We start from the raw sequence: 12,466 nt of genomic DNA on the forward strand, positions 1-12,466 counted from the left end.
TGTAATACCTGTCCTTTCTTTTTGGGAAAACTGAATATCATCAATAGAAAATGCCGTCTGAAAAAAGCGTGGGCTGATTTCAGACGGCATGATTGTTTTAAACGATGCGTTTAATGTTTAAAGATTATTTCCAAACCAACAAAGCGTGGTTGCGTTTGCCACGGCGGACGATAGTGTATTTGCCGAAACGTTTGTGTTCGTCGGTCAGCATGTAGGCATCGTCAGGTTTTTCAGCGGCATGGTTCGGATTGTTGGCTTCGGCAGGTTTGCCGTTGAGCAAAACCGCTTTGCTATTTACAAAACCGCGTGCTTCTTTGTTGGAAGACGCCAAACCGGTTTTTACCAAAGTCTCAACTACGTTGAGGCTCTCGGAAACTTCAAAAGTCGGCAGGCCGTCGAGTGCCAGCTGCTCGAAGTCGCTTTCGGTGAGATGGCTTTGGTCTTCGGCAAACAGGCTTTCTGAAATACGTTGGGCGGCGGCAAGGGCCTCTTCGCCGTGAATCAGACGGGTCATTTCCTCAGCGAGAATACGTTGTGCTTCAGGTTTGGTACCGCTGGCTTTATCTTTAGCTTCGATGGCATCGATTTCTTCGATAGATAGGAAGGTAAAGTATTTCAGGAATTTATACACATCGGCATCGGCCACTTTCAGCCAGAACTGGTAGAACTGATACGGCGAGGTTTTCTTCGCGTTCAACCATACTGCGCCGCCTTCGGTTTTACCGAATTTGGTGCCGTCTGATTTGGTTACCAAAGGCAGGGTCAGGCCGAATACTTGTTTTTGGTGCAGACGGCGGGTCAAGTCGATACCGGCAGTGATGTTGCCCCATTGGTCGGAACCGCCGATTTCCAAAACTGCGCCATGACGTTTGTTCAATTCGGCAAAGTCGTAGCCTTGCAGCAGGGAGTAGGCGAACTCGGTGAAGGAAATGCCCACATCGTCGCGCTCGATACGCTGTTTGACGGACTCTTTGTTCAGCATAGCGTTGACGGAAAAATGCTTGCCGATGTCGCGCAGGAAGTCGAGGCAGTTCATGCTGCCGAACCAGTCGGCGTTGTTGGCCATAATGGCTGCGTTATCGCCTTCAAAGCTTAAGAAAGGGGTCAATTGGTTGCGGATGCTTTCTACCCAGCCGGCAACGGTTTCGGCAGAGTTCAAGCTGCGCTCCACAGCTTTGAAGCTTGGGTCGCCAATCATGCCGGTCGCGCCGCCCACCAATGCAATCGGCGTATGGCCGGCTTGTTGGAAACGGCGCAATGCCAATACAGGCAGCAAGTGGCCGATGTGCAGGCTGTCGGCTGTCGGGTCAAAACCGCAATAGAGGGAAATTTTTTGTTCGTTTAGCAAAGCGTCTAAGGCTTCGATGTCGGTAGTTTGGGCGATTAAGCCACGCGATTGTAGGTCTTTGATGACGCTCATTGTTATCTTCCAAAAAAATTAGCAGTTTTACAAACTGCTAATTGTAACAAATTTCATCGGATGAATGGCTATGGCTTACTGAAGAAGCGTGTGTTTTTCAGAAAAACGCTTGGCCAGTTCTCTGCCACCGTAAGGGTTAATGTGGTCTCTATCAGAATAAACCGGCAATCCATTGATTTTGAAGTTCTCCGGAATATAGGCGGTAGCATCGATAATGTGTACATTGGCATATTTTTCTGCCAATTCTTTGATGCGTTCATTTCCTTTTGAAGTGACTGTTTCATTAATGGCAAGATTTTGACTAAATCTCGGTATGCGGTAAGACAGAATATAGGCACGCAAGCCGTTGTATGACAGATTAGGGTTGTCTATCATCAGGTAAACCGCTTGTTTTTCCGAAGAAAGTTTTTGTAACATGAGGTCGAATTTTTTGAAAAAATCGGCATCGTAAGCAAGGGAGTGGCTGTTTTCAGGCATTTGGCTGCCCCAGCGCATGGCCAAAAGCACTTTTGAGTATTGGGGCAGATGCTCTTTGGCATACTGATAAACGGCACGGCAGGAGGCGTTTTTCTTGAATACGGGTGCGGCATAATCTTCTACATAGGCACAACTGTCCGCAGAAACCATCGTTGCCGACCATTTTTCTTTTTTGCCGACGGTATCAAAAAACGTTTTATATTGGTCGGCATGCGAATCGCCTAGAATCAGTAATTTCGGCTGTTTGTCTGTATCGCCCCAAATACACTGTTTGTCGGTATTGTTGTGACAAGAAGTGTAGGAACGCGCCAATCCCATACGGTCGTATTGCTCCATAAACGGGAGCTTCATGGCAAGAAAAGGCGTAATGGCCAAAACAAGCATGGGGACGGCATAAACCCATGTTACAGATTGGGCAAAAGAGCCTTTCCACTTTTTAAACGGTTTCTCGACAAAATAATAAGAAAACAGGGAGAGTGCAAACATTAAGACAATCGCGGCTGCAGTCGAATACGAAGGCAGATTGTTTGAACCGATGTATCTCATAAAAGCCAATACAGGCCAATGCCACAGATACAGTGAATAGGAAATCAAGCCTATGCCGACGGTAATCTTCCATTGGAAAAATTGTTTCAGCCGGTGTTCAAATTGATTGAAATAAATGAATGCGGCGGCGGCCAAACAAGGAATGATGGCGGCAGGCCCCGGGAAATAGGCAGTTTTTTCCGTATAGGCAAACAGGCAGGCAAACAGTACGCAGACGGAAAGCAATGCGCCTGTCGCCGCATATGGTTTGCCGGTATCCAGCCCTTGTTGTTGCCGGTATTGCATCCACACGGCCGTCAACGAGCCGATCAGCATTTCGCAGGCGCGCAGATGGGGCAGGTAATATTTATCCAGTGCAGTCGGTATAAAAGAAGCCAAAATGCTGAATACGCATAGCGTGATGAGGAAGGCAAACTGAGTGCGCCAGCTTTTGCGGACAACCAGTAACAGCAATATCGGAAAGATGAAATAATATTGCTCTTCGACCGATAAAGACCAAATGTGAAGCAAAGGTTTTTCTTCTTGTATGGGGTCGAAATAGCCCTGACCCTTTGCAAAAAAGATATTGGAGATGAATCCCAAGGTAGACAGTGCCGTCCTCCATAAAAGGGAAAAATCATCTTTGGTAAATAAAAGAAAGCCGCATATCAGCGTTGCCGCCAATACGGTAAAAAATGCGGGCAGTATCCGCTTGATACGGCGGATGTAAAACTTTTTGAACGAGAAAATCCCGCTACTCATTTCACGATGGATAATCATCGTGATCAGAAAGCCGGAAATGACAAAAAAGATATCAACACCAAGAAAGCCGCCAGGCAGCCAGTTTTTTTCAATATGGAAAACGACAACGGATAGAACAGCAACGGCACGCAATGTATCAATATCTGGGCGGTAAGATAAAACTTTGCTCATAATATTTTGATTTTAATTAGTTTATTTTAATAGCGTCGTCTGAAAAGTGATTCCTGCCGAGAATGGCAGTATTTCGGAGGTCGGCCATCGTTTGTCGGAACAGGGCAGTTTATTTGCCTTCTTAGAATGATTGCTGATGATATGAGTTTGAATAGTAATGGATTAGAGTAGGAATAAAGTTGATAGTTTCAACATAATATTTAATATGTTGTTTTTATAATGAATCAATACGATGTGGTATTGTTTGATTTTTCATTGTCATATCAATGATATTGTTATTGATGATGTAACCTTGCGCTATTTTTAGGTAAGGTGTTGGTAAGAGATGAGAGATTTAAAGAGAGAAAAATTACGGGCCATGCCCGTATTTATTATGGAGATAATGTCTTGTTTTGTCGATATTTCAAGACGTGAGGCCGTCTGAAAATAAATTCAGACGGCCTTAATCTTAGTAAAGGCCGTCTGAAAAAAGCGTTTTACCGGGTTTATACGTTAAACAGGAAGTGCATCACATCGCCGTCTTGTACGACGTATTCTTTGCCTTCCACACGCATTTTGCCGGCTTCTTTGGCTTTGGCTTCGCCGCCTAAAGCGATGAAGTCTTCGTAGGAGATAACTTGGGCGCGGATGAAGCCGCGTTCAAAGTCGGTGTGAATGACGCCGGCGGCTTGCGGCGCGGTGTCGCCTTTGTGGATGGTCCAGGCGCGGACTTCTTTGACGCCGGCGGTGAAGTAGGTTTGCAGGCCCAAGAGGTCGTAGCCGGCACGAATCAGGCGGTTCAGGCCCGGTTCTTCCAAGCCCATTTCGGCGAGGAATTCGGCTTTTTCATCGTCTTCCAATTCGGCGATTTCGCTTTCCATCGCGGCGCAAACGGCAACGACAGGCGCGTTTTCTTTTTCAGCCAATTCTTTCAGGCGGTCGAGGTGCGGATTGTTTTCAAAACCGTCTTCGGAAACGTTGCCGACGTACATGGCAGGTTTGGCGGTCAGCAGGAACAGCGGTTTGAGCATGGCGAGTTCTTCTGCGTCCAAACCGAAGGAGCGGACGGGTTTGCCTTCGTCCAAATGCGGCAGCAGTTTTTTGCACAGTTCGACCAGTTTTTGCGCGTCTTTGTCGCCTGAGCGGGCGCGTTTTTCTTCGCGGACGATGGCTTTTTCGACGCTGGCCAAGTCAGCCAGTGCCAACTCGGTGCCGATGGTTTCGATGTCGGCAATCGGATCAACTTTGCCTGCAACGTGGACGATGTTGTCGTCGTCAAAGCAGCGTACGACGTTGACGATGGCGTCAGTCTCGCGGATGTTGGCGAGGAACTGGTTGCCCAAACCTTCGCCTTTGCTTGCGCCTGCAACCAAACCGGCAATGTCGACGAATTCGACGATGGCGGGCTGCATTTTTTGCGGATTGACGATTTTTGCTAATTCGGCCATACGCGGATCAGGGACTTCAACGATGCCGACGTTGGGTTCGATGGTACAGAAAGGATAGTTTGCCGCTTCGATACCCGATTGGGTCAGCGCGTTAAAGAGAGTGGATTTGCCGACGTTGGGCAAACCGACGATGCCGCATTTCAAGCTCATGGTTTTTCCTGAAAAGATAAAAGTTTAACGGCGGATTATAGCATATTGTGAAGGTACTCAAAACAGCCGCAATGCTGGTGTGTTCTTATAATAAAAGGCCGTCTGAAAAAAGAAGGGTCAGGCATTCAGCTTATTGTGCTTCCGAAGAATGAGAAAATGAATAAAGCCATTAAATAAAACAATTTTTCGGATAGGAGGCTTAAGATCAAACCCAAAAGAATGCCCAGTACCCAATAAATCATCTGACGGTGTTTCGGGTTGGATGCGGTACGTAACATTTTGAAATACAAAACCAGACAGCCGAACATGCAGATTGTTTGAAACAGAATGAGGGGGAGGCTGTCAATGGCTTCGGAAATCGAACCATAAAGGATGATTGTCCCTATGCGTATGCATAAATAAATTAAAGCTGAGCCTGCAGCCGAACTCCCAAAAGGGAGGGGCGTGTCGGATGAGTCGGGTGTTTTGTGGGGCTGAAGCCTGCCAAATAACAATATAAATACAATGTCAAACATATTGATAGTTGCCTTGGTGTGAGATGTTTTTGTTTTTCAGACGGCCTCAGGGTTGTCTGAAAGCGTATTGTGCGGCGATATGCGATGGTGCCGCAGTAAGGTATGTCAGTAGGTCGACCATCCACCATGCTGAAGCGGTTGTTATGCTTCAGTGAACATATTGATTTGGCAGAGGGTTATCTGCTATTTCTCCAAATAGTCTGAAATACAGGGTAAGTTAAATGAATAGGGTAAGAGTGGCAAGCAGGTTGAGAAACAGTATGAGGCTTGTGGGTAAAACCTTTGCCACGGTTCGCAGTTAGTTTAAAGGCCGTCTGAAAACTGTTTCAGACGGCCTTTTTTCCGTACTGCCTTAACCGGTATTACGCAAACCTTGCGCCACGCCGTTGATGGTCAGGTGAACCATCAGCAGGGCGTGCGGATTGTCGGGCTCTTTGCGCAGGCGTTTGAGCATGGCGACTTGCAGGCCGTTGAGGGCGTTCAAATATGGAATCCTCAAGGCAAGCGAACGGGCGAGGCTGCGGTTGTCGCGCAGGAGTTCTTCGGTTTGCAACAGGTCGAGCAGTGCTTTGCGGCTGCGTTGGTATTCTTCTTTGATCATGCCGAAGATGACTTTTGCTTTGTCGGGTGATTCGCTCAAGCCGGCATAGTTTTCCGCCAAGGTGATGTCGGTTTTCGCCATCACTTGCTCCATGTTGGAGAGCATGGCTTGGAAGAACGGGTTGCTTTGGGCGTGTTCGCGCAGGGCGGCCAGTGTGTCGGGATTGCCTTCGCACAAGGTTTCCACTGCGCTGCCGAAACCGTACCAAGCCGGCAGCATGAGGCGGTTTTGCATCCATGAGAATACCCATGGAATTGCACGCAAGTCCTGAATCCGCGCCAAGGTTTTGCGGCTGGCGGGACGGCTGCCTAGGTTGAGGGTGGCGATTTCCTGAATCGGGCTGGTTTGCAGGAAGTAGTCGATGAAGTCGGGGTGGGTAATCAGTTCGCGGTAGTATTTGAACGATACGTCCGACAAATCCTGCATCAGTTTGGCATCAGGGTCTTTTTTGTCCGGCAGGATGCTGGCTTCCAAAGTCGCGGCAACCAAGGTTTCCAAGTTGCGTTGGGCATTGCCCGGGTCGGCGTATTTGGCGGTAATGACTTCGCCTTGCTCGGTAATGCGGATTTGTCCGGCAACACTGCCTGCAGGTTGCGCCAAGATGGCTTGGTAAGAAGGGCCGCCACCGCGACCTACGCTGCCGCCGCGGCCGTGGAACAGGCGCATGCGGACATCGTATTTTTTGAAGAGTTCGACCAAGCCCAACTCTGCCTGATACAGACACCACGAGCTGGTAACGTAGCCGCCGTCTTTGTTGGAGTCGGAGTAGCCTAGCATGATTTCTTGGATGTTGCCGCGGCTTTCGAGCAGGGCATCATACCAGTCGAGGCGGAACATGGTTTCCATGACCGGACAGGCGTTTTCGAGTGCTTCGATGGTTTCAAACAGAGGCACGATATTGATGCGGCTGTGCGGTTTGCCGTTTTCCACCACCAACAGGCCGCTTTCTTTCAGCAGCAATGCCAAGGCGAGCAGGTCGCTGGGTTGTTCGCAGTTGGAAATAATGCTTTGTGTAACGGCATCTTCGCCAAATTCGTCTTTGATTTTGCGCGCTTCGTTGAAAATCGCCAGTTCGTGGCGGGTATGGTCGCTGTATGTGATGAACGGACTGTACAGCGGACGTTGATGGCTCAACTCGCGCAACAGGGCGGTTTGTTTTTGCTCTTCGTTCAGGCCGTTGTAGTCTTCCAAGCCTGCGTGTTGGAAAAGCTCGGCAACCACATCGGCGTGTTTGCCTGCGTGTTGGCGCAGGTCGAGCGGCATCATGTGGAAGCCAAACACGGACACGCTGCGGATAATGTCGGACAGACGGCCTTCTGCCAGCAGTTGGCTGCCGTTTTCGTGGAGCGAGCGTTGCAGTTTTTTCAGGTCGTTGAGGAACTCTTCGACCGTGGCATAAGGCTTGAGGAAGCCGAATTTGCAGCCCATGCCCAAACCGAGTGAGCGTGCCTTGCCCATGGCGCGTGCCATGATGTAGGCGATGGCGCGGCGGTAGGGTTCTTCGGTGCGGGCGATTTCTTCGTCAGGCGAGAGGGCGGCCAGTGCCATCACGTCGTCGTTGACTTTGACGCGGCGGATGGAGAGCGGCAATTCTCGGTAAAGTTTGTCGAGTTCGCCGCGATAGAAACGGAACACTGCGTCGGCATGCCGTCTGAACGCAAAACGCAAGGTTTCGGCAGAAACGAACGGGTTGCCGTCGCGGTCGCCGCCGATCCAGCCGCCGATTTTAAGGATATTCGGAACGCGGACGCCGGGATAGGCCGTCTGAAAATCACGTTCCATTGTGCGGTAGAGTTTGGGCAGGGCTTCAAAGAAGCTCATCGGGAAGATGGATACACCGTTGTTGATCTCGTCGTTGACGCTAAGTTTGTGGCGGCGCGTTTCGCTGGTCTGCCACAAGCCCAAAAGGACTGTGTCGATTTCGCGGCGCAACTGAGCCAGCGCATCAGGATTGGTGCAGCGTTCGCGTTGCGGCAGCAGTGCGCGGATGCGGCGGTTGAAGCTCAAGACGGTTTGGCGTTGCACCTCAGTCGGGTGCGCGGTTAAAACGGCGGTAACGACTGTATTGTCCAGTTGTTGTTGCAACGCTTTGCCGTTGACTTTTCCGGCTTTGAGTTTACGCACGGTTTCCGTCAGGCTGCCTTCGGCACTGTTGTGTCCGGCCTCTTCGTGGATTTGGCGGCGGCGTTCGTGGTGCACGTCTTCGGCGATGTTCAAAATCTGTGCGAACAGGCCGCAGGCCAAGGTTAAATCGTGGGTTTGTTGTTCGTCCAATTGCGGCAACACCTTTTCAATCAAGGCAGCGCTGTCGTCTGAAGTCGATAATAACTTAACGGTTTCAACCACCAAAGGCGACGCTTCCTCATGCAGCAGATTGAAAAGAGACTGTTTTAAAAATTCCGCATCCGCCGCCAGAGCGGCATCTTTGGGATTGTTTAAGATATGCAGTTGCATGATTTTTCTCTTATTTAAATGTTAATTTGGGTGTATCGTGAATCCATTGTATAGCAAATTTTTGTAAACTGCCAATGGTAACATCCGATACATTTCAAACCGGAAAACGGCCGTCTGTATCCGCCGCGTGGTCGCTGTCTGTAAAATGCCGTAAAATATTGCCCATCAAAACAGAGGCGAGAAACCCATGATTGAATTTCCCAACCAGCCCGATTTTCCTGAGCAACACACCGCAGTCGCCGTCGGCACCATCAACATGAGCCAGCAGGCGGTACGGGTGTTGATAGAGAATGCAACCGAAAAGGCAAGCATCCTGACCATCGCCCGCGTTGCCGCCATTCATAACATCAAACAAAGCGGCAACCTGATTCCGCTGCACCTGCCCGGCCGCATCATCGGCGTGCAGGTTGATTTCGATATTAACGTCGAGCTGGCCTGCCTGAAAGCCACATTGACCGTCCAAGCGCACAGCAACGGCAGCATTGCCACCGAAGCCTTGACCGGCCTCAATTTGGCGCTTTTGAGCGTTTACGACATGATGAAAGACGTTGACCGCAATATGATGCTCAGCGGCATCCGCCTCGAATCCGAAACCAGCAGCGAAGGCCGTCCTTTCCTGTTTGACAACGCCTACGAAAATATCAATTTCTAAATCACACAGGCCGTCTGAATATTCGGTTTCAGACGGCCTTATTGTTATGATGAACGATCAACAACTTTTGCGGTTCAGCCGCCATATCCTGCTGGATGAAATCGGTATCGAAGGCCAAGAAAAACTTTTGGCCGCCCATGCGCTCGTTGTCGGTTGCGGCGGGCTGGGTGCGGCGGCCTTGCCGTATCTTGCCGCCGCCGGTATCGGCCGCCTGACGATTGCCGATGCCGATACCATCGACGAGACCAACCTTCAACGCCAAATCACGTTTACCGAAGCCGACATCGGCAAAAACAAGGCTTTGGTCATGCAAGGCCGTCTGAAACAAATCAACAGCCAAACACACATTGCCGCCATTGCCGAATTTCTCGATGAGGCCAAGCTTGTCGAATTGGCAAACGACGCCGACATCATCCTTGATTGTTCCGACAACTATCCCACGCGCCAGGCGGTCAACCGCGCCGCCGTTGCCACGCGCACGCCTTTGGTTTCCGCCGCGGCCGTCCGCTTTGACGGACAAATCGCCGTGTACCGCCCCGACCTTCCCGATACGCCTTGTTATGCCTGCCTGTTTGACGGCGAACAAGCCGACGACGGCGCTTGTGCATTGTTCGGCGTTTTTTCGCCCTTGGTCGGTGTTGTCGGAACGACCCAAGCCGCCGAAGCGCTCAAAGTGCTGATCGGTATCGGCGCACCGTCGCACGGCAAACTTTCCACCTACAACGCATTGAGCGGACAATGGCGGCAATACGGGGTGAGGCGCAATCCCGAATGTCCGGTTTGCGGCGGCCGTTAAAGACAAAAGCAGGGCAAGGGTTTCAATGCTCCGAAGCCAATCCGCCGGAGCAATCATGCTTATCTTTCATTAAACTTAAAAGAAGGCGTTTCTTCCCTTTTCAGACGGCCTGTGGCACGATATGATTCAATGATTAATAAATTTTTTGAGGCCGTCTGAAAAAGATAGGGAGAAACCGGCTTAATGAATATTATTCGCGCCTTATTGGTGGTATTGGGTTGCCTGACTTTGGGCGAGGCGGCCGTTTGGGTTTTGGGGTTGAAGCTGCCGGGCAGCATTGTCGGCATGGGTTTGCTGTTTGCCGCGCTTCAGGCCGGCTGGGTCAAATTGTCTTGGGTGGAAGAGCTGGCGGACATTTTGATGGCGAACCTGACTTTGTTTTTGGTGCCGCCTTGCGTGGCCGTCATCAGCTATTTGGATGTGATTGCAAACGACTGGTTTTCGATTTTGACGGCCACCATCGCCAGTACGGTGTGCGTGTTGTTGGTCACGGGCAAAGTGCATGAATGGGTCAGGAGGCTGATGTGATGGGCGATATCGACAATTTGTTGCGTATGCCCGTGCTTATGCTGTTTCTGACTTTGGCCGTTTATGCTTTGGCGGTGCAGATTCGGGCGCGTACGGGAAACGTTTTGTGCAATCCGGTATTGATCAGCACGCTGGTGTTGATGGGGTATTTGAAGGTATTTGCTATCGATTACGAGCTGTATCACGATGCGGCGCAGTTTATCGATTTTTGGTTGAAACCGGCGGTCGTATTGCTGGCCGTGCCGCTTTATCGAAATTGGGACCGTATCCGCAGCCAGTGGTTGCCGGTGGTGTTGTCGCAATTGGCGGGCAGCGTGACGGGCATTGTTACGGGCGTGTATTTCGCCAAATGGCTGGGCGCGTCGCACGATGTGGTTTTGTCGTTGGCTTCCAAATCGGTAACCAACCCGATTGCGATTGAAATCACGGCATCGGTCGGCGGTATTCCGGCGATTACGGCGGCAACGGTGATTATCGCCGGACTTTTTGGACAGATGGCCGGATATAAAGTGTTGAAAGGGGCGTTGTATATGCCTTCTTCAGTGGGGATGTCTTTAGGGACGGCTTCCCATGCAATGGGGATTGCGGCGTCTTTGGAATACGGCCGCCGTATGGCTGCATATGCCGGCTTGGGCTTGACGCTCAACGGCGTGTTGACGGCGATATTGGTGCCTATCTTGATTCCCTTATTGGGCGTATAGCGTTTAGGCCGTCTGAAAACAGTGTAAAACAGGAGAAAATGATATGGCTGTAAATTTGACTGAAAAACGTGCAGACGAATTGTTGGAAATCGACGGTATCCGTCTGTTTACAGGTCGCGCCGGCATCAAGCAACAAGACCGCGACGATTTGACGCTGATGGTGTTGGGCGGCGGACATACGGTGGGCGCGGTGTTTACGCAAAACCGTTTCTGCGCCGCGCCGGTGCATATTGCCAAGTCGCACCTGTTTGACCAAGACGGCGTGTGTGCCTTAGTCGTCAATACGGGCAATGCCAATGCGGGTACCGGTGCGCAAGGCCGTCTGGACGCGATTAAAGTGTGCGCGGCCGTGGCGGAACAGGTTGGCTGCCAATCCAATCAAATCATGCCGTTTTCGACCGGCGTGATTTTGGAGCCGCTGCCTGTGGATAAAATTGTGGCCGCTTTGCCGCAAGTGCGCCCTGCATTCTGGTCGGACGCGGCGCGTGCCATCATGACGACGGACACTGTACCGAAAGCCGCTTCGCGCCAAGGCCTGGTCGGCGATAAACACACAGTCCGCGCTACCGGCATCGCCAAAGGCTCGGGCATGATTCATCCGAACATGGCGACCATGTTGTCGTTTATTGCCACCGATGCCAAAGTGTCCCAGCCGATTTTGCAGCTGATGACGCAAGAAATCGCAGACGAAAGTTTCAATACGATTACCGTGGACGGCGATACCAGCACCAACGACAGCTTTGTGATTATGGCGACAGGCCGTTGCGGTCAGAGCGAAATCGACAATACCGCCGATCCGCGCTATGCCCAGCTCAAAGCCTTGCTCGGTTCGCTGGCTTTGGAATTGGCGCAGGCGATTGTCCGTGATGGCGAGGGCGCGACCAAGTTCATCACGATTGAAGTGCAAAACGCGAAAACCCGCGAAGAGGCGCGCAAGGTGGCTTATGCCGTCGCCCATTCGCCTTTGGTAAAAACTGCGTTCTTTGCCTCCGACCCGAACTTGGGCCGTCTGTTAGCCGCCGTCGGCTATGCCGGTATTGAAGACTTGGATGTCGATGCTTTGAAAATGTGGCTGGATGACGTGTTGGTGGCCGAAAACGGCGGCCGTGCGGAAAGCTATACCGAAGAGGCAGGGCAAGCCGTGATGAACCGTCCGGAAATCACCGTCCGCATCGATTTGCAACGCGGCGATACGGAGACGGTTGTTTATACCTGCGATTTGTCGCACGAATATGTGTCGATTAACGCGGATTATCGTTCTTAAAAACCTTTATCCTTGTGTTCAGA

The 12,466-nt window shown here is 50.9% G+C and carries 9 protein-coding genes; 5 read left to right on the plus strand and 4 right to left on the minus strand.

Annotated elements, in window-relative coordinates:
• Positions 1-124 precede the first annotated feature (124 nt).
• From tyrS to ppc, 4 genes are all read right to left on the minus strand, one after another.
• Complete coding sequence (gene tyrS / locus CYJ98_RS00075) at positions 125-1,420, minus strand: tyrosine--tRNA ligase (RefSeq protein WP_101755819.1); 1,296 nt, start codon at positions 1,418-1,420, stop codon at positions 125-127.
• Between the two features lie 75 nt (positions 1,421-1,495).
• The gene (locus CYJ98_RS00080) at positions 1,496-3,355 is read right to left on the minus strand and encodes an acyltransferase family protein (protein ID WP_101755820.1); all 1,860 of its coding nucleotides are present in this window, start codon (positions 3,353-3,355) and stop codon (positions 1,496-1,498) included.
• A 485-nt stretch (positions 3,356-3,840) separates the two neighbouring features.
• Entirely contained in the window at positions 3,841-4,932 is a 1,092-nt protein-coding gene (gene ychF, locus CYJ98_RS00085) for a redox-regulated ATPase YchF (protein ID WP_003748877.1), read from the minus strand.
• 867 nt (positions 4,933-5,799) lie between these two features.
• Positions 5,800-8,502, minus strand: a complete 2,703-nt coding sequence (ppc, locus tag CYJ98_RS00090; RefSeq protein ID WP_101755821.1) for a phosphoenolpyruvate carboxylase — start codon at positions 8,500-8,502, stop codon at positions 5,800-5,802.
• A gap of 187 nt (positions 8,503-8,689) precedes the next feature.
• Here ppc and CYJ98_RS00095 point away from each other — a divergent pair, with 187 nt between their 5' ends.
• The 5 genes from CYJ98_RS00095 (at position 8,690) to argJ (ending at position 12,443) form a co-directional block, all read left to right on the plus strand.
• Positions 8,690-9,154, plus strand: a complete 465-nt coding sequence (locus tag CYJ98_RS00095) for a cyclic pyranopterin monophosphate synthase MoaC (protein ID WP_101755822.1) — start codon at positions 8,690-8,692, stop codon at positions 9,152-9,154.
• 49 nt (positions 9,155-9,203) lie between these two features.
• Positions 9,204-9,950 (plus strand): HesA/MoeB/ThiF family protein, encoded by a 747-nt coding sequence (locus tag CYJ98_RS00100; RefSeq protein ID WP_180947873.1) that lies wholly within the window; start codon positions 9,204-9,206, stop codon positions 9,948-9,950.
• Positions 9,951-10,133: 183 nt separating this feature from the next.
• Positions 10,134-10,478 (plus strand): CidA/LrgA family protein, encoded by a 345-nt coding sequence (locus CYJ98_RS00105; protein ID WP_101755824.1) that lies wholly within the window; start codon positions 10,134-10,136, stop codon positions 10,476-10,478.
• Positions 10,478-11,179, plus strand: a complete 702-nt coding sequence (locus tag CYJ98_RS00110; RefSeq protein WP_167382866.1) for an LrgB family protein — start codon at positions 10,478-10,480, stop codon at positions 11,177-11,179. Before CYJ98_RS00105 ends, CYJ98_RS00110 begins: the two co-directional genes overlap by 1 nt.
• Before the next feature lie 43 nt (positions 11,180-11,222).
• A complete protein-coding gene (argJ, locus tag CYJ98_RS00115; protein WP_101755825.1) occupies positions 11,223-12,443 on the plus strand; it encodes a bifunctional glutamate N-acetyltransferase/amino-acid acetyltransferase ArgJ in 1,221 nt (406 codons plus the stop codon).
• The last annotated feature ends 23 nt before the right edge of the window (positions 12,444-12,466 follow it).

The organism is Neisseria perflava, from assembly GCF_002863305.2.
In the GTDB taxonomy this organism is placed as follows: Bacteria; Pseudomonadota; Gammaproteobacteria; order Burkholderiales; family Neisseriaceae; genus Neisseria; species Neisseria perflava_A.

Coding starts and splice junctions, on each gene's coding strand:
- tyrS (WP_101755819.1), bottom strand. CDS start 1,420: ATGAGCGTCATCAAAGACCTACAATCGCGTGGCTTAATCGCCCAAACT.
- CYJ98_RS00080 (WP_101755820.1), bottom strand. CDS start 3,355: ATGAGCAAAGTTTTATCTTACCGCCCAGATATTGATACATTGCGTGCC.
- ychF (WP_003748877.1), bottom strand. CDS start 4,932: ATGAGCTTGAAATGCGGCATCGTCGGTTTGCCCAACGTCGGCAAATCC.
- ppc (WP_101755821.1), bottom strand. CDS start 8,502: ATGCAACTGCATATCTTAAACAATCCCAAAGATGCCGCTCTGGCGGCG.
- CYJ98_RS00095 (WP_101755822.1), top strand. CDS start 8,690: ATGATTGAATTTCCCAACCAGCCCGATTTTCCTGAGCAACACACCGCA.
- CYJ98_RS00100 (WP_180947873.1), top strand. CDS start 9,204: ATGAACGATCAACAACTTTTGCGGTTCAGCCGCCATATCCTGCTGGAT.
- CYJ98_RS00105 (WP_101755824.1), top strand. CDS start 10,134: ATGAATATTATTCGCGCCTTATTGGTGGTATTGGGTTGCCTGACTTTG.
- CYJ98_RS00110 (WP_167382866.1), top strand. CDS start 10,478: ATGGGCGATATCGACAATTTGTTGCGTATGCCCGTGCTTATGCTGTTT.
- argJ (WP_101755825.1), top strand. CDS start 11,223: ATGGCTGTAAATTTGACTGAAAAACGTGCAGACGAATTGTTGGAAATC.